At 69.5% G+C, this 24,276-nt stretch carries 18 protein-coding genes; 5 read left to right on the forward strand and 13 right to left on the reverse strand.

From position 1 onward, the window contains the following. Positions 1-108 precede the first annotated feature (108 nt). Genes HR9077_RS07100 through HR9077_RS07115 form a run of 4 tightly spaced genes read right to left on the reverse strand, consistent with a single transcriptional unit; the run spans position 109 to position 4,317 of the window. Entirely contained in the window at positions 109-1,476 is a 1,368-nt protein-coding gene (locus HR9077_RS07100; protein ID WP_136066316.1) for a sigma-54-dependent transcriptional regulator, read from the reverse strand. Then, positions 1,473-3,374 (reverse strand): ATP-binding protein, encoded by a 1,902-nt coding sequence (locus HR9077_RS07105; protein WP_244613072.1) that lies wholly within the window; start codon positions 3,372-3,374, stop codon positions 1,473-1,475. The genes HR9077_RS07100 and HR9077_RS07105 overlap by 4 nt, the downstream gene beginning before the upstream one ends. Further along, positions 3,371-3,763, reverse strand: a complete 393-nt coding sequence (locus HR9077_RS07110) for a hypothetical protein (RefSeq protein WP_136066317.1) — start codon at positions 3,761-3,763, stop codon at positions 3,371-3,373. Before HR9077_RS07110 ends, HR9077_RS07105 begins: the two co-directional genes overlap by 4 nt. Further along, positions 3,760-4,317 carry a hypothetical protein gene (locus HR9077_RS07115; RefSeq protein ID WP_136066318.1) on the reverse strand — a complete coding sequence of 186 codons (558 nt, stop codon included), beginning with the start codon at positions 4,315-4,317 and terminating at the stop codon, positions 3,760-3,762. The genes HR9077_RS07110 and HR9077_RS07115 overlap by 4 nt, the downstream gene beginning before the upstream one ends. Positions 4,318-4,624: 307 nt before the next feature. On the opposite strand from HR9077_RS07115, the gene HR9077_RS07120 reads away from it, so the two are divergent. The 5 genes from HR9077_RS07120 (at position 4,625) to HR9077_RS07140 (ending at position 9,803) form a co-directional block, all read left to right on the forward strand. Continuing rightward, positions 4,625-5,995, forward strand: a complete 1,371-nt coding sequence (locus HR9077_RS07120; RefSeq protein ID WP_136066319.1) for a GntP family permease — start codon at positions 4,625-4,627, stop codon at positions 5,993-5,995. A 14-nt stretch (positions 5,996-6,009) separates the two neighbouring features. Continuing rightward, positions 6,010-7,179, forward strand: a complete 1,170-nt coding sequence (locus HR9077_RS07125; RefSeq protein WP_136066320.1) for a glycerate kinase — start codon at positions 6,010-6,012, stop codon at positions 7,177-7,179. Positions 7,180-7,331: 152 nt separating this feature from the next. Continuing rightward, positions 7,332-7,805 (forward strand): Dps family protein, encoded by a 474-nt coding sequence (locus tag HR9077_RS07130; RefSeq protein ID WP_136066321.1) that lies wholly within the window; start codon positions 7,332-7,334, stop codon positions 7,803-7,805. A 217-nt stretch (positions 7,806-8,022) separates the two neighbouring features. After that, the gene (locus HR9077_RS07135) at positions 8,023-8,586 is read left to right on the forward strand and encodes a type 1 glutamine amidotransferase domain-containing protein (RefSeq protein ID WP_136066322.1); all 564 of its coding nucleotides are present in this window, start codon (positions 8,023-8,025) and stop codon (positions 8,584-8,586) included. A gap of 89 nt (positions 8,587-8,675) precedes the next feature. Continuing rightward, positions 8,676-9,803: an App1 family protein gene (locus HR9077_RS07140; RefSeq protein ID WP_244613075.1), complete on the forward strand. Its 1,128-nt coding sequence runs from the start codon at positions 8,676-8,678 to the stop codon at positions 9,801-9,803. Positions 9,804-9,819: 16 nt separating this feature from the next. Here the strand turns inward: HR9077_RS07140 and HR9077_RS07145 are convergent, their stop codons facing one another. From HR9077_RS07145 to HR9077_RS07185, 9 genes are all read right to left on the reverse strand, one after another. Next, positions 9,820-11,334 carry an aminoacyl-histidine dipeptidase gene (locus HR9077_RS07145; RefSeq protein WP_136066323.1) on the reverse strand — a complete coding sequence of 505 codons (1,515 nt, stop codon included), beginning with the start codon at positions 11,332-11,334 and terminating at the stop codon, positions 9,820-9,822. 214 nt (positions 11,335-11,548) lie between these two features. After that, complete coding sequence (locus HR9077_RS07150) at positions 11,549-11,734, reverse strand: hypothetical protein (RefSeq protein ID WP_136066324.1); 186 nt, start codon at positions 11,732-11,734, stop codon at positions 11,549-11,551. A gap of 19 nt (positions 11,735-11,753) precedes the next feature. Next, positions 11,754-12,887 (reverse strand): cytochrome d ubiquinol oxidase subunit II, encoded by a 1,134-nt coding sequence (cydB, locus tag HR9077_RS07155; protein WP_136066325.1) that lies wholly within the window; start codon positions 12,885-12,887, stop codon positions 11,754-11,756. Positions 12,888-12,890: 3 nt separating this feature from the next. Next, positions 12,891-14,474, reverse strand: a complete 1,584-nt coding sequence (locus HR9077_RS07160) for a cytochrome ubiquinol oxidase subunit I (protein ID WP_136066326.1) — start codon at positions 14,472-14,474, stop codon at positions 12,891-12,893. 109 nt (positions 14,475-14,583) lie between these two features. Beyond that, complete coding sequence (gene cydC / locus HR9077_RS07165) at positions 14,584-16,386, reverse strand: thiol reductant ABC exporter subunit CydC (RefSeq protein WP_136066327.1); 1,803 nt, start codon at positions 16,384-16,386, stop codon at positions 14,584-14,586. Continuing rightward, on the reverse strand, positions 16,386-18,080 hold the full coding sequence (gene cydD, locus HR9077_RS07170; protein WP_210725876.1) for a thiol reductant ABC exporter subunit CydD: 1,695 nt from the start codon (positions 18,078-18,080) through the stop codon (positions 16,386-16,388). The genes cydC and cydD overlap by 1 nt, the downstream gene beginning before the upstream one ends. A 168-nt stretch (positions 18,081-18,248) precedes the next feature. Then, complete coding sequence (locus HR9077_RS07175) at positions 18,249-20,471, reverse strand: tRNA(Met) cytidine acetyltransferase TmcA (protein WP_136066329.1); 2,223 nt, start codon at positions 20,469-20,471, stop codon at positions 18,249-18,251. Positions 20,472-20,518: 47 nt separating this feature from the next. After that, on the reverse strand, positions 20,519-23,719 hold the full coding sequence (locus HR9077_RS07180) for a molybdopterin cofactor-binding domain-containing protein (protein WP_136066330.1): 3,201 nt from the start codon (positions 23,717-23,719) through the stop codon (positions 20,519-20,521). Further along, positions 23,716-24,249: a (2Fe-2S)-binding protein gene (locus tag HR9077_RS07185; protein ID WP_136066331.1), complete on the reverse strand. Its 534-nt coding sequence runs from the start codon at positions 24,247-24,249 to the stop codon at positions 23,716-23,718. Before HR9077_RS07185 ends, HR9077_RS07180 begins: the two co-directional genes overlap by 4 nt. Positions 24,250-24,276: the final 27 nt, after the last annotated feature.

Raw genomic sequence — 24,276 nt, forward strand, 5'->3', positions numbered from 1 at the left:
CGCAGCTCGTGCTGGTCGAACACCGCCTCGATGACGTCTTCGGTTCATGCGTCCCGGCGAGGTCCCCCGAGTACAGGCACCCGTGGCAGGCCCCCAAACCGGTGCACTTCAGTCGCCGCCCGCGAGGTCGCGGAACGCCTCGCGACGCAGGCCGTGGCGGTGCATCTTCTGATTGAGGGTGCGCCGCGGCAGGTCCAGCTCGTCGAGCACCGCCTGGATATTGCCCTGGTGGCGCGCCAGGGCGGCGCGCAACAGCGCGGCCTCGAACGCCGCGACCTGATCGTTGAGCGAGCCGCCGCCGGCCTCGCGGGGGCCGTCGCCGGGCCGGGGCGTCAGTTGCGGGATGTCGAGCCCCAGGGTGTGGCGGGTGGCGGCGTTGCGCAGCTCGCGCAGGTTGCCCGGCCAGGCGTGGCGGCTGAGCGCGGCGAACAGCTCGCTGTCCATCTCGCGCGGCGGCCGTTGATGCACCTCGGCGGCCTGGCGGCAGAAGTGCGCGAACAGCAGCGGGATGTCCTCGCGGCGCTCGCGCAGCGCCGGGACCGTCAGCTCGGCGATCGCCAGCCGGTAGTAGAGATCCTCGCGGAACGCCCCCTCGCCGGCCAGCGCCAGCAGGTCGGCCTTGCTCGCCGCGACCACCCGCAGATCGAGCGCGATCACCCGATTGCTGCCCAGGCGGGTCACCTCGCCCTCCTGCAAAGCGCGCAACAGCTTGACCTGGGCGGCCAGCGGCATCGACTCGATCTCGTCGAGAAACAGGGTACCGCCGCTGGCGTGTTCGAGCTTGCCGACCCGGGTCTCCAGCGCGCCGGTGAAGGCGCCCTTTTCATGGCCGAACAGCTCCGACTCGAACAGCTCCGGGGCGATCGCCCCGCAATTCAGCGCCACGAACGGCGCCGCCGCGCCGGGGCCGAACTCGTGCAGGCTGCGCGCCACCACCTCCTTGCCGCTGCCGGTCTCGCCGCAGACCAGCACGTTGGCGCGGGTCGGCGCGAGGTTGGCGAGCTGATCGCGCAGCCGCCGCATGCCCGGCGCCTCGCCGATCAGCCGCGCGGCCAGCCCGCCCTGGCGCAGCGCCTGGCGCAAGCGGCGGTTTTCCTGACCCAGGCGGCGCCGCTCGAGGGCGCGCCGCACCTGCTCCTCGAGACGCTCGGGTTCATAGGGCTTCTCGATGAAGTCCCAGGCACCCTGGCGCATGGCATCCACCGCCATCGGCACGTCGCCATGGCCGGTGATCAACAGCACCGGCACCTCGTCGTCGAGCGTCTGAACTTCGCGCAGCAGACTCAGGCCGTCGAGGCCGGGCATCTTGACGTCAGAGATCAGCGCGCCGCAGGGCTCGCCCGCGCCGAGCGCGGCGAGCACCGCTTCGCCGCTGACGAAACTACGCACCGGCAAGTCACCGAGCTCGAACCACTGGCTCAGCGACTCGCGCACGCCGGGGTCGTCGTCGACCAGCCAGACCGGCAGCTCGCTCATGTCAGAGAGTCCTCCTGGTTGGGTTGGCGGCGGCGCGCCTCGAGGGCACGTGGCAGCTCGACGATGAAGGCCGCGCCGCCCGGCGCGCCGGTGCGGTTCTCGGCGCGGATACGCCCATCGAGATCCTGAACGATGCCGTAGGCGATGAACAGACCCAGCCCCAGCCCGTCACCGACCTCCTTGGTGGTGAAGAAAGGATCGAAGAGCTGCTCGATCACTGCCTCGTCGATCCCCGGGCCGTTGTCGCCGACCGTCAACACCACCCGCGTGTCGCTCATCGCCACACTGACCGTCAGCCGTGGCGCCTTTACCTCGCGCAGCGCGTCCAGGGCGTTGCGCAGCAGGTTGGTGAGCAGTTGCTCGATGCGCACGGTATCGCCGGCCACGTGGATCGGCCGCGCTCCCTCGGGCAGCGCGAGTTCGAGGTCGACCTGCTGGCGCGCGATGCGCTCGTCGAGCAGGTCGAGCACGAAGTCGAGCCGCGCCCGCAGGTCGATCGGCTCGCGGGCGCCACCCTTGCGGGCGAACAGCTTGAGCTGGCGAATCAACGTGGCGAGCCGTTCGGAAAGCGCCTGGATGCGCTGGAAGTTGTCCTGGGCCGAGTCGGGCCGGCCGCGCTCGAGCAACCGCGCGCCGCTCGCCGCGTAGGTGCGGATACCGGCCAGCGGCTGGTTGAGCTCGTGGGCGATGCCCGCCGCCATGGTGCCCAGCGCCGCCAGCTTGCCGGCCTGGACCAGTTCGGCCTGGGCCGATTCGAGCTCGCGGGTCCGCGCCTCGACACGGCTCTCCAGACGCTCGTTGGCGTCGCGCATCAGCCGCGCCTCGCGCTCGCGCAGCCACAGCCGCTGCTGACGCTCGCGCAGCCACAACCCCAGCAACAGCAAGGCCAGACACAGCGCGCCGGCGACCAGTACGGCATTGCGTGCACTGGCATACAGCGGGCGTACCGGCACCAGGTAATGCATCCGCCAGCCCAGGCCGCCTGCCCCGCTGGCCGCCATGGCGGTGAAGAATCGCTCGCCGACGCCATTGCCGTCGACCAGCAGCGAGCCATCGCCCAGCCGCTCGCCCAGGGGACGCAGATCGGTACCGTTGAACTGGCGCTGGGCACGGATCTCGCCCAGCGCCTCGGCGTCCATCCCGCCCAGATAGCGATAGCGCCAATCGGCGCGGCTGGAGAGAATCACCACGCCGTGGGCATCGCTCAACAGCACTTTCTCGCCGGCCTGACGCCAGTCGGCCTGCAGCGACTCCAGCGAGACCTTGACCGCGACCACCCCGAGCGGCGACGATGCGCGAGTTTCCCCGGCCGGTGGCGCGTCGCTCGCCGCCGGGGGCGAAGCGGCGCCGGCCGCCGCCGGGGCCGAGACATCACCGGCCGTCACCGCGGCCGAGACAAAGTACCCCGGACGGCCGGTGGTACTGCCTACGGCAAAGAACTCGCCCTGCCCGCCCTGCATGGCCTGCCGAAAATAGGGCCGGTAATCGTAGCGGTGGCCGACGAAGCTGTCCTCGCCGGCGGCATTGCTCGCCGCGACGGTCAGCCCCCGGGCGTTCATCAGGTAGATCGCCTCGGCGCCGGAGCGTGCGGCGACCCGCGCCAGATGCTCGTTGATCCGCCGTATCATCGCCGCGTTGAGGGTATCCTGCGGCTGGCGGCCCAGTGCCGAGCGGATCAGCGGCTGGCGCGCCAGCAGGTCGGGCAGGTAGGTGAAGCGCTCGAGCGCGCCGTCGAGGCTGCTGGTATACAACGCCAAGCGGGTGTCGGCGTGGCGTCGCGCCTCGCGCAGGGCATTGTCGAACTGCCAGTGCCATACCCACCACAGCAGCACGACGGTAACGAGGCCGCCGGCAAACGCCGCCAGGCGCCGCAAGCGGCGTCGGCGAACCGGACTCACGGCGCCTGGCTGCCCACCGCATCGACACCGGCGAGCCGGGCCTGGATGGCCGCAATCAACGAATCGAAGCGGGCCGGATCGAGCGGCTGGCCAGCCTGGCGCCCATGAATGGACAGCCGGGTACCGGACGCCGCCTCGCTGGTCTCGAGGGTCACCACATAGCCCGAGCGGGTCGCCAGCACCGCGTCGATACGGCCCAGCTCGGCGTCCGCCAGCCGGATCACGAACCCGCGCTCGACCAACTCGTCGATGGCACTGGCCAACGTCTGGCGCGGCGTGGCGTCCACCACCACCAGCCGCTCGCTCGGGGCAACCCGGGACGTGGCGCAACCAGTCACCGCCGCGGCCAGCATCAGCAGCAGTGTCGACAGCAAAGCCAGGCGTCTCATGGTGCCTCCGGGGTGTTCAGCAAACGCGACTCGATGGCCCCGCTGACCTCGCGGCAGAAGGCATCGCGATTGTAGCTGCGGGCATCGATCACGTAGCCATCGCCATCGACGACGCTCGAGTCGCGGGTCATCTTGACCGTCTCGTCGCCGATGACCAGCGATACCCGCTCGATCTGCACCGGGTCGTCGAAGCCACCGCCGACGCCGATACCCAGCCCGAACCCGGTTGCCGAGTGCCGGCGCGAACCGCCCCAGAAGGAGATACCGTCGTACCAGGGATGGTCGACGGCGCCCATTCCCGGCTGCCGGGTGCTGCGCTCGGCGCTCACCACGCCCAGCGACAGATCGGTGTTGCGGATGCTGAAATCGCGCGCCTCGAGCTCGGCGATCCCCGCCCGCACCCAGGCCTCCGTCGATGCCTGGGTACGTCGGGGCCAGCTGCAGGATGCCGGCAGCTGGGCCGATGCGCCCGCTTCCAATGGCCCGGGACCGGTCTGACAGCCGGCAATGGCTAGGCCGGCGATGACGGCCAACACGCGAAGCCCAATGGTCATGGCAAGCGCCTCCTCGGCGGCGGTAGTCGGTATTCTTCAAGCGTAGCGCGCCTGGTTGTCCGGCGTTCGCCGGCACGCACCCTACAGGACGAAAGCAGCATGACCGGGCGATGCTCGCCATGGCCAACCTCGCCCGTCATTCAACCACATTCGGGGCCGGATCGCCGATTCGGGCCACGCCGTGGGGCCAGCGACCGGCCTCGTTCGGCGTTTTCTTTGCCGTCCGATTGACGCATATTGGCGGTTGCCCGCGCGGCGGCGGACACGTTCCACGTTCACACGACGAAACGCAAGGGATACTGTCATCATGCTCTACCTCTCGATTCTGATCGCGCTCATCGCCTTCATCGTACTGGCCACCTCGCGCTGGAAGCTGCACCCCTTTCTGGTGTTGCTGGCCGGGGCGCTGATTGCGGGTTTCGCCTATGGCCTGCCGGCGGCCGAGATCGTCGCGACCATCGGCTCGGGCTTCGGCGGCATACTCGGCAGTATCGGCCTGGTGATCGCCCTGGGCACCATCATCGGGGTGATACTCGAGCGCAGCGGCGCGGCGCTGACCATGGCCGAGACGATCATCCGCCTGCTCGGCGAGCGATTCCCGACCCTGACCATGTCGCTGATCGGTTATCTGGTCTCGATCCCGGTGTTCTGTGATTCAGGCTACGTGATCCTGAATTCGCTGAAGAACGCCGTCGCCGCGCGCATGAAGGTCTCGGTCACCGCAATGAGCGTGGCACTGGCCACCGGGCTTTATGCCACCCATACCTTCGTGCCGCCCACCCCCGGGCCGATCGCCGCGGCTGGCAACCTGGGTCTGGGCAGCAACCTGGGCCTGCTGATCGCGCTCGGCGCGATCGTCGCGCTGATCACGGCGATGGCCGGCATGCTCTGGGCCAACCGCTTCATCGACCGCGACGATGCCAATGCCGGCCTGCTTACCGAAGAGGGCCAGGCGCTCGATACCGACGACCCCTTTGCCGCCTTCCGCGAAAAGCACGGCGCGCTGCCCAGTGCCAGCAAGGCCTTCGCACCGATCCTGCTGCCGATCGCGCTGATCTGCCTGGGCTCGGTGGCCAGTTTTCCCACCGCGCCGCTGGGCGAGGGTTGGCTACAGGCGACGCTGAACTTCCTGGGCAGCCCGTTGATCGCGCTGGCCATCGGGGTCGCCGCCGCCTGCACGCTGCTACCCGTCGGCCGCAAGATCGAGGCCCTGCACACGCAGGTCGGCGAGGGTATCACCGCCGCCGCGCCGATTCTGTTGATCACCGGCGCCGGCGGAGCCTTCGGCGCGGTTCTGAAGGCTACTCCGCTGGGCGATTTCCTGGGCGAGACACTCTCCTCGCTGGGCATCGGCCTGTTCATGCCGTTCCTGGTCGCCGCGGCACTCAAGACCGCCCAGGGCTCGTCGACCGTGGCGCTGGTGACCACCTCGGCGCTGATCGCGCCGATGCTCGGCAGCATCGGTCTGGACAGTGACACCGGGCGCACACTGGCGGTGCTGGCGATCGGCGCCGGAGCGATGACCGTATCGCATGCCAACGACAGCTTTTTCTGGGTGGTGTCCCAGTTCAGCCGCATGCCCGTCGCCCTGGCCTATCGAGCGCAGACCCTGGCCACCCTGATCCAGGGCGTGACCGGCATCCTGGTGGTCTGGCTGATGAGCCTGGTGCTGCTATGACAGCGAGGAACGCCATGAAAGTGCTGATTGCTCCCGACAGTTACAAGGACGCCCTGAGCGCCCGCGAGGCGGCGGCGGCGATCGCTCGAGGCCTGCGCCGGGCGCTGCCCGAGGCCGAGCTGGTCGAATGCCCGATGGGCGACGGCGGCGAGGGCACGCTCGATGCGCTGCTCGCCTCGACCGGGGCCGAGCGGCGTACCGCCGCCGTTCACGATGCGCTGGACCGTCCCGCCGAGGCGGCCTGGGGCTGGCACGCGGCCAGTCGCACGGCCTACGTCGAGCTCGCCGAGGCCAGCGGCCTGCAGGCCCTGGCGCGTGCCGAGCGCACCGCGCTGACCAGCACCACCCGCGGGGTCGGCGAGCTGATTCTCGCCGCCCTCGAGGCCGGCGCCGAACGGCTGGTCCTGACGCTGGGCGGCAGCGCCACCAACGATGCCGGGGCGGGCATGCTCGCGGCACTGGGTGCACGCCTGCTGGACCACGCCGGCCGGCCGTTGCCCCCCGGCGGCGCGGCGCTGGCCGGGCTGGCCCGCCTGGACCTGTCCGGGCTCGACCCCCGCCTCGCCGGGCTGCGGATCGAAACCGCCGTCGACGTCGACAATCCCCTGACCGGGCCGCGCGGGGCGAGTGCCGTGTTCGGCCCCCAGAAGGGCGCCAGCGAGGCCGACGTCGAGCGGCTCGACGCCGCCCTGGCCCACTTCGCCGACCGTGTCGCCGAGACCCTGGGCCGCGACGAGCGCGACCACCCCGGCGCGGGCGCCGCCGGGGGCATGGGCTTTGCCGCCGGCGCGCTGCTGAATGCCGAGCTGCGCCCGGGGATCGAGCTGGTCATGGACCAGGCCGGCTTCGACACAGCGCTCGCCGACAGCGACCTGGTGATCACCGGCGAGGGCCAGCTCGACGGCCAGAGCCTGGCCGGCAAGACGCCGATCGGCATCGCCCGGCGCGCCCGTGAGCGCGGCGTCCCCACGGTGGTGCTCGCCGGGCGGCTGGGCGATGGTTGGCAGGCCGCACACGACGAGGGCGTCAGCGCCGCACTGGCGCTGGCCGATGGTCCGATGGCGCTCGAAGAGGCGTTGGCCCGCTGCGCCGAACTGCTCGCCGAGCGTGCCGAGGCCGTGGCCCGGCTGTTTATGCTATCGCGTTCGCAGCCACGCGACCCCCACGACGGCGGCCGAACTTGACGGCGAGCGGCGCTGAACGCACCGGGCATCCCTTGAAAGTGGCCAGCATGCCCAGATCAATAGGATAGCGCTATATCGACGATGAACCGTGATGACTGTCCGCAGGCGCTGCAGGCAGCTATCATCCAGACAACTGCCCAAGGGGATACTCAATGAGCGATACCAACGCCATCGGCCTGCACAACAGCAGCGCCAACGAACTGGCCGACAAGCTCAACACGCTGTTGGCCAACTATCAGATTTTCTACATGAACGTTCGTGGCTACCACTGGAACGTCAAGGGCCACCAGTTCTTCGAGCTGCACACCAAGTTCGAGGAGCTCTACGACGATCTGCTGACCAAGGTCGACGAAGTCGCCGAACGGATCCTGACCCTGGGCCACCAGCCGGTTCATGCCTACAGCGACTACGTCAAGGTCGCCTCCATCCAGGAGGACAAGAACGTCCACCAGGGCGAGGAGTGCGTACGCGGCATCGTGCAGGGCTACCAGACGCTGATCGAACTGCAGCGCGAATTGCTCAGCCTGGCCTCCGATGCCGACGACGAAGGCACCGCCTCGCAGATCGGCGACTACATCCGCGAGCAGGAAAAGACCATCTGGATGCTCAACGCCTACCTCGGCTGAGCACTCGCAGGGTGCTTGTTCCACACGACACCGTCCCACGGGGCGGTGTCGCCGTTTTCACCCCCGGGCCGGCACCGGCGTTTGCTGTCGGCCCGCCATTGCCTATGCTGAATGAGGGTCGTCGGACGGCCCCTTGTGATCGTCGCCGACGATCCCAAGGTAATGATTTCAAGCACGGCCATCGCCGTGCCGCTCACTGTGCCGCAAGGAGGTAGCCATGAGCCAGAAGCTGAGTGGAAAACGCGTAGCGATTCTCGCCACCGACGGGTTCGAGGAATCGGAGCTGGCGGTACCCAAGAAGGAACTCGATTCACAGGGCGTCACCGTGCACGTCGTCGCTCCGGACAAGAAGGGAATCCGCGCCTGGGCGGAAACCGACTGGGGCGATACCTATGACGTCGACGTCGCGCTCGACGACGCCGATGTGGCGAGCTACCACGCCCTGGTGCTGCCGGGCGGCCTGTTCAACCCGGACAGCCTGCGCGTCAACGAGAAGGCCCAGGCCTTCGCCCGGCACTTCTTCGAAGCCGGCAAGCCGGTCGGCGCCATCTGCCATGGCCCCTGGCTGCTGATCAATGCCGGCGTCGTCGAGGGGCGTCGAATGACCTCGTTCCCGAGCGTCGCCCAGGACCTCAAGAACGCCGGCGCCGAGTGGGTCGACGAGAAAGTGGTCGTCGACAGCGCCCTGGTGACCAGCCGCAAGCCGGCGGATCTCGACGCGTTCTGCAGCAAGCTGATCGAGGAGATCGGCGAAGGGCGTCACAGCGAACAGCACGCCTGAGCCGTCTCGTCGCCTATACACGTCCGTCCCGCTTCGGCGGGGCGGACGTTTGCGTGTCGGCCCCATCCCTTTCCAGCCCAGGAGCTTGCATGGCCCACGGCCCTCGAACGCCCTATCAGGCATTGCGCAAACTGCTGCGCCTCGCCGCCCGGCCGATGAAGTCCGATCGCGGACGCGGCGGAATCGTGGTGCAGGCCTATCGCGGCTACGGTTCGACTCGCGAGGCCTACCTGATGGGGCGAGTCTTCCGCCAGCCCAGCCTGGGACCGCCGGCCCGCGAGGGGACCCTGCTGCGCGACCTGCTCGATGTGCTGCGGCGTAGCGTGCGCTGGGGCGTCAAGGCGGCCACGGTGGTGGTCGAGATCAACGGCAGCCGGCACACCGTGGAGACCGATCGCGACGGCTATTTCGACGTACACATGAAGCTGGAGCGGCCGGCGCCCGACGACCGCAGCTGGCACCAGGCGGTTCTCGACGTCTATCTCGACGACGAACACACCATCAGCGGCGAGACCGAGGTCTATGTCCCACCGCCGGCGGTCGACCTGGTGGTGATCAGCGACATCGACGACACCGTGATGTACACCGGCGTCGCCAACAAGCTCAAGATGTTCTACCGGCTGTTCTTCGAGAAGGCCGACCGGCGCACCGCCTTCGCCGGCGTCGCGCCCTTCTACCAGGCGCTGTTCGCCGGCGCCGACGGCCAGCGGCGCCGACCGCTGCTCTACGTCTCGCGCGGGCCGTGGAGCATCTACGAGATTCTCGAGGCGTTCTTCCAGCGCAACCGCATCCCGGTGGGCCCGATCCTGTTCCTGCGCGAGTGGGGGCTGAGCCTGCAACGCCCGCTGCCGCGCAAGGCGGCCGACCACAAGGCCAACATGATCGAGAAGATGCTCAATCTCTACGACACCCTGCCCTTCGTGCTGATCGGCGACAGCGGTCAGCACGACCCGGAGACCTACACCCGCATCGTGCGCGAATACCCGGGGCGCATTCGCGCCATCTACATTCGCAAGGTCGACCGCAGCACCTCGCGGGACGCCGCGATCGAAGCGCTCGCCGACGAGGTCGCGGCCGACGGTTGCATGCTGGTGTTGGCCAGCGACAGCGTGCGCATGGCCGAACACGCCCACCGCGAAGGGCTGATATCCAAAGCCGGCCTGGAAGCCGTGCGCCGCGCGCCGGACATCACCGAGCGCCACCCCCGGCGGGCCTGACCCGGCTGCCAGAACGTCAGGCGGCCCGACCCTCGGCCAGCTTCTCGATCAGGGCGCGCAGCAACTGCCAGAACTCCTCCACCGAATCGAGCTCGACCCGCTCGTCGGGCGAATGGGCGCCGCGGATCTGCGGACCGAACGAGATCATCTCGAGCGCCGGGTACTTGCCGCCGAGGATTCCGCACTCGAGCCCGGCGTGAATCACCTTGACCTCGGGATCGACGCCCAGCTGTTGCTGGTGCAGCTCTCGAAAGCGCGTCAGCAGCGGGCTGTCGGGCTCCGGCGTCCAGCCCGGATAGGCGTTCTCGAGGCGCGTCTCGGCGCCGATCAGTCCGAACAGCGCCCGGAAGCGATCGGCGATGTCGAGGCAGGCGCTGTCGCGCAGCGAACGCACCAGCGCACAGAGATGGAAGCGGCCGGCCTCGAGCGAGACCACGCCGAGATTGTTGGAGGTCTCGACCACCCCGGGCACCTCGACACTCATGCGCTCCACGCCGCAGGGCGCGACATGCAGCGCGGCGACCAGCATGCGGCTGGCGGTGGCGGTCAGCGCCTCCGAAGCGCTGACGGACCCGGCTTCCGGCGCCGCAGCAGGCGCGGCCTCGGGCGCCCTGGAGAGCGCTTCGAGGGCGAGCGTCACCCCCTCGTCCACGCCCGCCAGTTCGGCGACCAGTTCCGCCTGGAGTTCGGCGAGCCGTGCCTGCGCGACCTCGCCCTCGTCGGCGGCCAGCGCCAGCGTGGCGAACGCCTCCCGTGGCAGGGCGTTGCGCAAGGTGCCGCCGCGATAGTCGATCAGCCGAGCGCCGCATGGTTCCAGGGCGCGCAGCACGCGCACCAGCAGCCGGTTGGCGTTGCCACGGCCCTTGTCGATGTCGATACCCGAATGGCCACCGACCAGCCCGGTCAGCGAGAGCCGCCAGACCCGCTCGTCGTCGCGCAGTGCGCTGGTCGGCAGGTTGGCCTCGACCACCACATCGGCGCCGCCGGCGCAGCCGATGTAGACCTGGCCGCGATCCTCGGAGTCCAGGTTGAGCAGGATGTCGCCCTCGATCCAGCCCTCGGCGAGCTTCAGCGCGCCGCCCATCGACGACTCCTCCTCGACGGTGAACAGCGCCTCGAGCGGGCCGTGCGCGAGCGTGTCGTCCTCGAGGATCGCCAGCGCCGCCGCCACGCCCAGGCCGTTGTCGGCGCCCAGCGTGGTACCGCGGGCGTGCAGCCAGCCATCGGCGATATAGGTCTCGATGGGATCCGTCGTGAAATCGTGGGGGTGATCGGCATTGGCCTGGGCGACCATGTCCAGGTGACCCTGCAGCACGACGCCCGGCGCCTGCTCGTGGCCCGGCGAGGCCGGCTTGCGGACCAGCAGGTTGCCGGCGGCGTCAAAGTCGTGGCTCATGCCGCGTTCGCTCGCCCAGGCGACGATCGTGCGGGCGAGGCGGGCCTCGTGGCCGGAGGGGCGCGGCGTATTGCACAGCGTACGGAAATGCCGCCACAGCGGCGTCGGCGCCAGGCCGTCCAGATGTTCGTTCATGATAAATCCCGGGTTGGCGAATCAAGCGGCGCTCAGTGTCCGGGCAATAGTGTACTGCCGAATGGGCGACGGGCGAACCGTCGGCAGAACGCTGAGTCGCGGGGGGATTGCAACACGGCCCAGGGAGGCTGGCCGCCGAGGGTCGACGCGCTGAGGATGCCCCCTCCGGCCAGGCCGGAGGGGGGCATCGACGGTTCGTCATTCACACGACCGGCTAGTCGTGTTCCTCCTCGTAGCGGGCATCGATTATCGCCGTGCCAGCCGCGGCGATCAGCACGATCATCACCGTGCCCACGACCCAGGCAAAGTACCAGGCACCACGCTCACCGAGCACGATGGTCAGGGCGATGGCCACCATGGCGACGCATAACCAGAAGATGAAGAGCAGTATTTGTTTCATGGTCAGTCTCGCTTGCGACTCAATACGCGTGTTCGTCATGGGCGATCGATTCCGGGGTCACCTTGCCGCGCATGACCCAGAACGCCCAACTGGTGTAGATACAGATGATCGGCACGAAGACCAGCGTGAAGGCCAGCATCCAGGCCAGCGTGCCCTGGCTGGAAGAGGCGTCCCACACGGTCAGACTCTGGCTCGGCTCGCTGGACGACGGCATCATGAACGGGAACATGGCGATACCCACGGTGATGATGGTGCACGCCCAGGCCAGTGCTCCCGCCCACCAGGCGAACAGCGAGCGCCCGGCGCGTGCCGAGGCGATCCCCGCCAGCACGGCCAGGTAGACCAGTGCCGGCACCAGCCACAGCAACGGATGCGCGATGAAGTTGTTCAGCCAGGCCCCGGCGCTGGTCTCGACGACCTTGTTGAGCGGCAAGGCCGGGCCGGCCGGATCGCCGCCGGCGGTGATCTCGTAGCCATGCATCATCGCCACCCATACGCCGCAGATCGTGAACAGCGCCAGCGCGACCAGCCCGGAAAGCGTGAGCAGCCGGATCGCCCGTTCGCGGATCACCCCGGTGCCGCGATTCATCACCATCGCGCTGCCCTGGTAGAGCGCCAGCGCCAGCGACATCACCCCGCACAGCACGGCGAACGGATTGAACAGGCTGATGAAGCTGCCGGTATAGTAGGACACCATGTTCCAGGTGAAGTGGAAGGGCACGCCCTCGAGCATGTTGCCAATCGCCGCACCGAACACGATCATCGGCACCGCTCCGGAGACGAACAGCATCCAGTCCCAGGCCCCGCGCCAGCGATCCGAGGTCATCTTGCCGCGATATTCGAAGCCCAGCGGGCGCACGATCATCGACCACAGCAGTACCAGCATGACCACGTAGAGGCCGGAGAAGGCCGTGGCGTAGATGGTCGGCCAGGCGGCGAACACCGCCCCGCCACCGAGAATGAACCATACCTGGTTGCCATCCCAGTGCGGCGCGATCATGTTGATCACCGCGCGGCGCTCGCCGTCGGTGCGCCCGAAATAGCGCAGCGCGGCGCCGACGCCCATGTCCATGCCGACCATCACCGCCAGGCCGATCAACAACACACCCAGCAATACCCACCAGGTCACCTTGAGCAGTATGTAGATATCCATGGCTCAGATCTCGCTCCACTGGGATGAATGACGATGCGGGCCGGAGTCGGCGACCGGTGCCTTGGCCGGTTCACTGGGGCCCAGACGGATGAACTTCACCATCAGGAACATCTCGATGATGATGAACAGGGTGTAGAGCAGCACGAAGCCGGTCAGCGAGAAGATCATGTACTCGACGCTGTGGGTCGACGCGGACAGCCAGGTCGGCAGCTGTCCGTAGACGGTCCACGGCTGGCGACCCAGCTCGGCGACGATCCAGCCGGCCTCGTTGGCGATGAACGGCACCGGAATCATCCACGGCGCCACGCGCAGCAGCCAGCGCTTCTCCAGAAGGGTGTCGCGCAGCGAGTAGATCACCGAGACGATCAAGAACGCCATCATCAGGAAGGCGGTGCCGACCATCACCCGGAACGACCAGAACACCGTCGCCACCGGCGGAATGGTATCGGCCGCGGCCCTGGCGATCTGCGCGTCGGTGGCCTGAGAGACATCCTCGGCGTAGCGTTGCACCAGCAGCGCATAACCCAGGTTGTCCTGATGGGCCTCGAACTGCTCCAGGGCCTGAGCATCATCGGGGTTCTCGCGCAGCGTCCGGAGTGCCGTCAGCGCCGGTATGCCGTTGCGGATCTTGGTCTCGGCATCGGCCACCAGGTCCTTGACCCCGGGGATCGACTCCTCGAAGCCATGGGTGACCAGCGGCGTCAGCAGGTAGGGCACCTGCAGCTCGAAGTCATTGCGCTGTTCGTCCTGATTGGGCCAGGCGATCAGGTTGAAGCCGGCCGGTGCCTCGGCGGTCTCCCACAGCCCCTCCATCGCGGCCAGCTTGGTCGGCTGCGCGCTGCCGTTGATGAAACCCAGGGCGTCGCCCAGCGAGATCACCCCGACACTGGCGAACAGCCCGAACAGTGCGGCGACGCGGAACGAGCGCTTGGCCAGTTCCAGATGGCGACCGCGCAACATGTAGAACGCGCTGATGCCGAGCACGAAGAGCGCCGCCGTCAGGTAGCCGGCGATGCTGGTATGCACGAACTTGGCCTGCGCCTCGGGGCTGAAGATCAGGTCGGTGAAGCTGGTAAGCTCCATGCGCATGGTATCGGGGTTGAATGACGAGCCGATGGGCTTCTGCATGTAGCCGTTGGCGACCAGTATCCACAGCGCCGAGAGGTTCGAGCCCAGCGCCACCATGTAGGTCACCAGCAGGTGCTTGCCGCGTGACAGCTTGCCCCAGCCGAACAGCATCAGGCCGACGAAGGTCGATTCGAGGAAGAATGCCATCAAACCCTCGATGGCCAGCGGCGCCCCGAAGATGTCGCCGACGAAATGCGAGTAGGTCGACCAGTTGGTGCCGAACTCGAACTCCATGGTCAGCCCGGTGGCGACCCCGAGCGCGAAGTTGATGGCAAACAGCTTGGCCCAGAAGTGCGTCATCCGCCGGTAGATGTCGCGACCGGTGACGACGTAGATGGTTTCCATCGTCGCCAGCAGCACGGACAGGCCGAGCGTGAGTGGCACGAAGAGATAGTGGTAGAGCGCCGTGGCCGCGAACTGTGTTCGCGACAGCGCTATGACGGTATCGAGTTCTTGCATGGTGGGCTGCTCTCGTTGATCCCTGCGAGGCCGGGCCGCTAGCGACCCCGTGTCGCCGGCGGGTCCGGCTTATAAATCCCGCTCAGGGTAACTCGTTGCCCGGCCCGCCCTATTGACGTGCATCAAGGGAGTCAGACGGGAGCCGCCTGACGGGGCGAACGAGGTGCTCAATCCGCTGCGAGTCGCTCAATCCGCCACCGATCAGCCGCCGGTAGTCGGCACTGTCGCGCATCAGCGAGGCATGGGTACCGGTGGCGGCCAGGGCGCCGCGTTCGAGCAGCCAGATGCGGTCGACATGGCGCACCCAGGCGGGATGATGGGAAATCAACAGCAACGTCCTGTCGGCGAGGTAACGATCCAGGTTCGCCCAGAGCCGCGCCGCCGTGGCGTTGTCCAGCCCCTCGCAGGGCTCGTCGAGAATCACGATCGACGCCCCGCGCAACAGCGCACGGGCGATGCCCAGGCGCCGCACCTGGCCACCGGAGAGACGCAAACCCTCCTCGCCGACCAGGGTGTCGTAGCCCTCGGGCAACGCCAGGATCTCGTCGTGGATACAGGCCGTGCGTGCAGCCTCGAACATCGCCGCCTCGCTGGCCTCCGGATTGCCGACCAGCAGATTCTCGCGTACCGAGGCGTGGAACAGGTAGATCCGCTGCGGCACCACCGCCATGCGCGCACGCAGTTCCTCGCTGCGATACGCCTCGACCGGCCGACCGTCCCAGCGCAGCGTACCGGACTCCACCGCCATCAGGCGCAGCAACAGCTGCACCAGCGTGCTCTTACCGGCCCCGCTGGCACCGACCAGGGCAATCCTCTCGCCCGGTGCGATCCGCTCGCTGAAGTCCTTCAGGGCCCAGGGCCCGTGCTCGTCATAGCGGGCGCCGACCGCCTCGAAGCGCAGTTCATCGCGACTCGGCGCGGGAGCGGGGACGGCCGGATCGACGATGCTCGGCGTCAGCGACTCGAAGGCGCGCAAGCGTTGGGTGGCGGCACGCAGCTGACCCAGCGCCTGCCAGGCCGCCGGCATCTGGACGATTGCCTCGAAGGCTCCCATCACCAGCAGCACGGCCGGCGCGAAATCCACCACGGCCCGCCCCGGCTGCTGGACCAGGGGCACCATCAGCCAGGCCGTGGCCAGTACCGCCAGGTTGGTCAACAACAGCACTCCGGCGCTGGACGCTCCAGACAGGCGTGACAACCGGGACTGGGCGGCGACCCACTGCCGGCTTAGCCGGTCGATCTCGCGACGGCGCGCCTCGAGGGCACCGAATATCGTCAGTTCGCCCAAGCCCCCGACGGCATCCACCACCGCGGCCTTGAGCGACGCCGAGGCGGCCACCGAGTCCGCGCCGGGGCGTCGCCCCAGCCGTTCGACCAGTGCCGGCAGCGCCAGGCCGGCGGCCAGCATCAGGCCCAGGTTGACCAGCGCCACCGTCGCGCTGTAGGTGGCCAACACCAGTAACGCTCCCCCCAGGCACACCAGGGCGACCACCGCCGGGGTGATCAGGCGCAGGTAGACGCTATCCAGGGTGTCGATGTCGGCACGGATGCGCGCCAGCAGATCGCCGCTGCGCAGCCCCTGCAACTGCAACGGCGACAGCGGCTCCACCTGGCGGTAGAACCAGACGCGCAGCCCGGTGAGCAGGCGCAGCGTGGCGCTATGGCTGACCAGCCGCTCCAGGTAGCGCCCCCCGGTGCGGGCGATCGCCAGGCCGCGAATCATCGCCGCCGGGGTAAAGTAATTGAAGTCAGCCGCGGCCAGTCCGGCCATCGCCATGCTGGCGAGAAACCAGCCCGAAACCGCCAGCAGCGCCATGTTCGCCGCCACCGTGACCACGCTCAGCATGATCCCCAGCGCGAACCAGCCCAGATAGGGCCGGGCCAATGCCAGCCACCAGCGCAGATCGCTCATCACGCCACCTCCCCTTCGGCGCCAGCCACCAGCCGGGCATACAGCCCACCGGCGGCCAGCAGGTCGGCATGGCGACCCAGCTCGACGATACGCCCGCCATCCATCACGGCGATGCGATCGGCGTGGCGGACCGTGGCCAGACGGTGGGCGATGATCACCAGGCTGCGACCGTCGCCCAGGGCACGCAGCGCCGCGACCAGCGCGCGTTCGTTGTCGGCATCCAGGTGGGCGCTGATCTCGTCGGCCACCACCACGGGGGCGTCCTTGACCAGTGCCCGGGCAATCGCCAGACGCTGCGCTTCACCTCCGGACAGCCGCACGCCGCGCTCGCCCAGCGCGGTATCCAATCCCTGCGGCAGCGCGGCGACGAAATCGCCGGCCTGCGCCTGCTCCAGCGCCTGCCAAAGCATGGCATCGTCAGCGTCGGCCCGCCCCAGACATAGATTGTCGCGCACCGTGCCGAAGAACAACCGCGGCTGCTGGGGGACCCAAGCCAGTGCCTCGCGCCAGCAGTCGATGGCCTGGGCCTCGAGGGGCACGCCATTGACCGCCAGCGTGCCGCGATCCGCCTTCAACAGTCCCAGCAGCAGCAGCGCCAGGGTGCTCTTGCCCGCCCCCGACGGCCCTACCACGGCCAGCGTCTCGCCCGGTGCCAGCGTCAGGTCGATCCCTGCCAGCGCGGTATCGCCCGAAGGATAGGCATAATGCAGGTCACGCAGTTCCACACGGGGCACCTCGCCGGCAACCAGCACGTCGCGACGCGTGCCGGGCCAGCTCAGGGTGGGCGTCTCGAGCAGCTCGACGATACGCTCGGCGGCACCGATGGCTTCCATGCGCGCGTGATAGACGCCGCCCATGTTGCGCAGCGGCAGGTAGAATTCCGGCGCCAGCAGCAGCACCAGAAAGCCCGCTTCGAAGTCCAGCTCGCCCCACAGCAGCCGAAAGCCGATCAGCACCGCGACCAGGGCGATGCTCACGGTGGCCAGGAACTCGAGCACCAGCGACGACACGAACGCCAGACGCAGGACCTTCATGGTGCTGAGGCGATACTCCTCGGAGAGTCGCTCGATCAACCGCGCTTCGCGCCGCCCCAGGTTGAAGACCTTGAGCGTGGTCAGGCCCTGCAGCGCATCCAGAAAATGCCCCGACAGCCGCCCCATCCGCCGCCACTGGCGCTGATTGAGCGTCTCGGCCCCCTTGCCGATGAAGATCATGAAGACCGGGATCAGCGGCGCGGTCACCAGCAGGATCACCCCCGACACCCAGTCGATGGGCAGGATCACCGCCAGAATCGCCAGCGGGATCAGCGCCGCCAGGGCGGTCTGAGGCAGGTAGCGCCCGTAGTAGGCCTCGAGGCTCTCGACACCGTCGGTCACCGTGTTGACGAGATCTCCTGTCTGGGTCCCACGCTGCCAGACCAGTCCCAGTGCCTGCAGCTGACACATCAGCCGGTCGCGCACCGTCAGCTTCACGCGGCTTGCCGAGACGAAGGCAAAATGCTCGACCGCGTAAGCCAGCGCCGCGCGCACCAGCAGGATGCCCAGCATGCCGGCGAAGGCCGGCCAGAGCGCCGCGAGCGCCGTGCCGGCGAAGATCGCGCCATCGGCGACATGCGCCAGCAAGCTCGCTTGAACGATGAGCAGCAAGCCACTCGCCAGGCCCAGGCCGATGGCCCAGCTCACGGGCGTGCGCACGGGCCGGCTCAGGGCCTTGAGCCAGGCGGCGGGAGTCGTCGGGGAAGTCGGCATGATGGTGAAGGGGCAAGCCCCGCCTTGGGATCGGAAAGTGGACACGCTGCGTGTCGCGCAGTCTAACCAGCCAGACGAGGCACCGGCTTGACCTGGATCAACCCCCGACGAGGGTCATCCCAGCGCGGCCCTCAGGGTACCCACCAACGCGCGCCAATGCGCCAGGCGCGCCTTGCGCCCCGGCGTAGCGCCCGGTGACCGGCGATCGGCCGCAGGGAACGCGCGCCCCTGGAACAGCGGCGCGACCAGCGCCAGCCAGTCCGCCTCGGCCAGCGCCCCGGGCACGCCGATACGCCCCGCCAGCCAGGCCCGCGCCAGCCACGGCCGCACCAGCGCCAGTTCGCCGCCGCCGGCGGCGAACCACGCCAATCGCGCCAGCGTCTCGGCATCCACCGCCGGCGCCTCGCCGGTCTCGAGCAGCGCCATGGCCACCGCTGCATCGAGCTCGCCAAGCTCGGCGCTCAACAGGCTGGGCAGCAGCGTGGCGAAGCGTGTCCGCCATGCGTGCAGCGCGTCTTCCACGCCAGGACGTATCCCGCGCGCCATCATCAGCGCATGTTCGCCACTAGAGGCTTCACGCGACAGCCCCAGGCGCAGCGCGACCATCCCTTGTGCCCGCCAGAAGGCGATCAGCCCGGGCTCGGCGCCGAAACTGGCACCCAGATAGTCGTCGCCGGCCTCGGCGGCACTCGCCGCCAGCCGCTCGATCAGCGCCGAGCCGATGCCGAGGCGCCGCGCGGCGGGATGCACGGCGACACGCAGCACCCGGCACCAGCGCGCCTCGGCGGCGTCACGGAATCCGCCGTGGGCGGCCAGCGACTGGGCCAGCAGGTGGCCGCGCGGACGCCGCTGACCGTGATGGATCGCCTCGGCCAGTGCCGGTGGAAAGCCGCCCTCGCGCTGGCCGACACACACGCCCACGCAGTGCGCGCCGGCGTAGGCGGCGACCAGCGTCAGTTCAGGGCCGTCGAGCAGCTGGCGCAGATCGCCGGGGGTGGTGCGATAGTGGGCCTGGACCAGCAAGCCGAACAGCTCGCCGAGGCCCGCCTCGTCGTCGGCCAGCGCCTGGCGATCGAGCTCGCGATAGTCGAGCCCCCCGGCATCGAGTGCCGCACCGACGGCGGCATCGTCGGCGGGCTCGGCGTCGAGCAGCAGCAGCTCGCGGGTCAGCGTCTCGAGCGGATCGCCCTCGCCCCAGCGCACCGGTTGCTCCAGCCGGCAGGCGCGCCAGTCGGGCGTCTCGCTGTCCAGCCGCGCGCGAAAACGCAGGTCGAAGCCACGCCCGGTGCCCTCGTAGCCGTGCACGGTGGTGGCGAAGGCGATGCGCGGAAAGGCCGCCAGCCAGCGCCCCAGCAGCGGCGCGGGGATCGCCGCGGCCTCGTCGACGAACAGCGTCGGCGGCGAGCGGGGGTCGATGCCAGGGCCGTCGAGCGCCTCGCTCAGCGCATCCGGGGCCAGAAAGCGCACCGCCACCGGGCCGTGGGCGAGCTCGGCATGGAAGGCGTGGGCCTCGCGGCGCCCCCCGGGCAACGCTTCGCCGAGCCGAGCGAACACCGGTTCGATGGCGGCCGGCCGAGGCGCGGTCAGCCAGACTTCGCGCTCGCCGGCCTGCAGGCGGCGCGCCGCGGCGATGCCCAGCGCACTGCTCTTGCCGCGTCCGCGATCGGCACTCAGCACCAGCGGCCGGCGGCGGCGCAGCCGCGTCAGGCGGCGCACGGCGGCGGCCTGGTCGTGGCTCAGACAGTCATCGGTTGCGGCCGGTTGCGGTGCGGGAAGCGAGGCCTCGGGCAGGGTCAGCTCGGGGACGGGCGAGGCGGCCGGCCAGTGCAGGACCAGCGGCGAGGCGGCCAGCCGCCGGGCGATGCGCACCAGGTTGCGTGCGCTCAGTGCCTCGGGCGGGTGCGGCCAGGCGGCCAGGCGGGCGTAGTCGGCATCCGGGCGCGGTCGGCCGTCACGCCAGGCCTCGGGGGTGAGCAGTACCAGCAGCCCGCCGGCACGCACGGTGCCGGCCAGCGCGCCGAAGGCATCGGGGTCGAAACCGGCGCCCGGCGACAGGGCGTCGACGATCACCAGATCGTGCTCGCCGCCCAGCCGGGAGCGCGCCTGGCGGGTCGGCAGCGCCGACGAGCCGGCGGCGCGCGAGGCCTCGCCGTCCGGCCCCAGCCACAGCGGCGCGCTCCAGTCGGCGCCCTGCCACAGCGCCAGCGCGCGAGACAGCACGCTATCCAGCGGACCGTCGAGCCACAACAGGGCGCGATGACGACGCGCGCCAAGGGCCGCGCGCAGGCGGGCGAGCGCGTCGTCAAGAGAGTCTGAAGGGGATGAAGTCGAGTTCATGCCGCACAGGATGCGGCATGAACGTAGCGCGTGCCAGCCATCGATCGTCAGTCGACCAGCAGTTGCTCGATGGAGATCGGCAGGTCGCGAACGCGCTTGCCGGTGGCGTGGTGCACGGCGTTGGCGATTGCCGCGGCGATGCCGGTCAGGCCGATCTCGCCGACCCCGCGGGCGCCGAACTCGTTGAACGCATAGTCCGGGTTGTCGAGCAGCTCGACGTCGATATCGGGCATGTCGGCGTGGCTGGTGACGATGTAGTCGGCGTAGTTGTTGTTGATCAGCCGGCCGTCGCGGGGGTCGTAATCGAGCCGTTCCAGCAGTCCCATGCCCAGGCCCATGACGATGCTGCCCTCGACCTGGTTGCGCGCCGCGCTGGGGTTGACCGCCCGGCCGATGTCGTAGCTGCTGACCACCCGCGCCACGCGCAGCCGCGAGATACCCGGGTCCCAGCGAACCTCGACGAAGTGCGCGCCGAACGAGCGAAAGCTGTACTGCTGCTGTTCGTCGCCGGGGGCGGCCTGGCCGTCGCCGTTGACGCTGCCCAGCTTGAGCCCGGCGAGTATGTCGCCGAAGGCGGCCCGCCTGCCCTCGCCATCGACCAGCGCGCCCTCCTCGATGCGCAGTGCATCGCCGCTCGCCCCTTCGAAGGTCCCGCCCTCCCCGGTGGCGGCTTCCTTGAGGGCGTCGAGCGCCTGACGCACCGCGGCGGCGACCGCCGGCAGCGTGGAGGCGGTGGCCATCGAGCCGCCGGACAGCGGCCCGGCCGGCAGGCTGGACTCGCCGAGGCGCACCTCGATGTCGGCCAGCGCCACGCCGGTCAGCTCGGCGACGGTCTGGGCGACGACGGTGTAGGTGCCGGTGCCGATGTCCTGGGTGCCGCAGGCGGCCAGGATCGAGCCGGCGGCGCGCAGTTCGACCCGTGCGGCGCAGGGCTGGCGGCCGGCGAACCAGGTGCTGGTCGCCATGCCCCAGCCGAGGATATCGTCGCCCTGCGTCATCGCGCCGATGCGCGGGTCGCGCTCGGCCCAGCCGAAGCGCGCGGCGGCACTGGTGTAGCAGGTGTCCAGGTGCTTGCTCGACCACGGCAGGCCGCTGGCCGGATCGTTGTCGGCGTAGTTGCGCTGGCGCAGTTCCAGCGGGTCGATGCCCAGTTCCTCGGCCAGCTCGTCGAGCGCGCACTCCAGCGCGAAGATGCCCGACACCTCGCCCGGGCCGCGCATCGGACACGGCGTGCCGTGATTGACGGCGAGCAGGCGCTGGCTGGTCGCCACGTTGTCGCAGGCGTACAGACTGGGGGTTGCCGAGGTCAGCGAGTCGACATAGGTGTGCACCAGCGAGGTCTCGGTGGTGCAATCGTGACGCATCGAGACCAGCCGGCCGCGTTCGTCGGCGGCCAGCCGCAGGCGCTGGCGCGAGGCCGGGCGGTGGCCGCCGCTGGTCATGTCCTGCTGGCGCGACAGCACCGTCTTGACCGGGCGTCCGACCTCGCGGGCCGCCGCGGCAGTGGCCACGGCATGCGGCCACATGAACAGCTTGTTGCCGAAGCCCGAGCCGATGTAGTGCGAGACGACCTCGACATCCTCGTCGGCGAGATCGAAGATCCGCGCCATCGCCTTGTGCTGGTAGACCACGCCCTGGCTGGATTCGTGAACGATCAGCCGGCCGTCGCGCCACTGCGCCAGGGTGGCGTGCATCTCCATCGGCACGTGGCTCTCGGCGGCGATGCTGTAGCGGCGATCGATGCGCACCGCCGCCTGCTCGAAGGCGGCGTCCGGGTCGCCCCGGCGGCTGCCTTCCGACTCCAGCGGCCGGCCCTCGGCGCGGGTGTGCAGCAGGCTGGTGAGCGCGCCGTCCTCGCGGCGGTAACGCGCCTTTACCGCATGCGCGGCGGCCCGCGCCTCCTCGAAGGTCTCCGCCACCACCAGGGCCAGGTACTGGCCATCGTAGTGGATGCGCTCGTCCTCGAACGGCAGCCGCACCTCGCCGACCAGGTCCTGGTGGGTCATGCTGTTGGGCGAACGGTGCAGGCGCGGAAAGTTGCCGTGGTGAAAGATCGTCACCACCCCCGGCATCGCCAGCGCGCGGTCGGTCTCCAGCGAGACCAGCGTGCCGTGGGCGATGCTCGCCGGTACCGGGTAGCCGAACAGCATGTCCGGCAGCGCATGGTCGCCGGTGTAGTCGGCCCGGCCGGTCAGCTTGAACTCGCCGTCCACCCGTGGGGTGCGCTGGCCAATGAACTGTGTAGTCATCCTTGAACTCCCTGTCGCGCCTCGCTCGCCGCCGCGCAGGGCGCGCACGATCGCCTGGCGCGCCAGCGGAATCTTGAAGGCGTTGTGTTCGCGCGGCACCGCGTCCTGCAGCGCCGCCTCGGCCGCCAATTCGTAGGAGCTGAGCGTCGCCGGCTGGCCGTCGAGCGCCTGTTCGGCCTCCACCGCCCGCCATGGCTTGGTGGCCACGCCGCCCAGCGCCAGGCGCACGTCGCGAATCACCCCGTCCTCCACCGCGACCACCGCACCCGCCGAGGCCAGCGCGAACTCGTAGGAGGCGCGATCGCGCAGCTTGAGATACGCCGCGCCGCCACCGACCACCGGCGTGTCCAGAGTGACGTGGGTGATCAGCTCGCCGTCGGCGAGTTCGTGCTCGATCTCGGGGTGCTCGGCGGGCAGCCGGTGAAAGTCGTTGAAGGCGATCTCGCGGCTGCCGTTCGGGCCCTGCAGGGTCAGGCTCGCGCCTAGCGCAGCCAGCGCCACGCACATGTCCGAAGGGTGGGTGGCGATGCACGCCTCGCTGACCCCCAGCACCGCGTGCATGCGATTGACGCCGTGCAGCGCGTCGCAGCCCGAGCCCGGCTCGCGCCGGTTGCAGGCCGCCGCGGCGTCGCGGTAATAGGGGCAGCGGGTGCGCTGCATGACGTTGCCGCCGGTGGTCGCCAGGTTGCGGATCTGGGTCGAGGCGCCGGCGAGAATCGCCTGGGAGAGCAGCGGGTAGTGCTCGCGCACCAGCGGGTGGTGGGCGAGATCGCTGTTGGTGACCAGGGCCCCGATGCGCAGCCGGCCGTCGTCGAGCCGTTCGACCGCGTCCAGCGCCAGGCGGCTGATGTCGACCACCCGTTGCGGACGCAGCACGTCGAGCTTGATCAGGTCGATCAGGGTGGTACCGCCGGCGATGTACGACGCCTCGTCACGCGGGCCGTGGACGGCGATCGCCCGCTCGGGAGCGCTGGCGGACTCGAGGGCAAAGTTCCTCATGGCTGCTCGCCCCCCGAATCGGCCGGCCGCGAGTGCGGACGGGCATCCTGGATCGCGGCGAGGATGTTCTTGTAGGCGCCGCAGCGGCAGATGTTGCCGCTCATCGCCTCGCGTACCTCGGTATCCGAGCCGCCGATCCGCGAATCCTCGAGCAGCGCCGCCGCCGACATCATCTGTCCCGGCGTGCAGAAGCCGCACTGGTAGGCATCGCGGTCGAGAAACGCCCGCTGGACGGGGTGCAGCTGGCCGTCGCGGGCCAGCCCCTCGACGGTGGTGATGCGCTGGCCCTCGCACATCGCCGCCAGGCGCAGGCAGGAATTGATCACCTTGCCGTCGATCTGCACCGTGCAGGCTCCGCACTGGCCGTGGTCGCAGCCCTTCTTGGTGCCGGTCAGGCCGAGCCGGTCGCGCAGCGCATCGAGCAGTACCACGTTGGGCTTGAGCGCAAGCGGGCGAGACGCGCCGTTGACGGTCAGCGTCACGGTCAGCTCGCCCGCGTCCTGCGGGGGTGCTTCGGTATGGTCCATCATGCCGATCCTCATCGTGTCGGGCGCGCC

Origin of the sequence: Modicisalibacter radicis (assembly GCF_900961225.1) — a bacterium.
GTDB lineage: Bacteria > Pseudomonadota > Gammaproteobacteria > Pseudomonadales > Halomonadaceae > Modicisalibacter.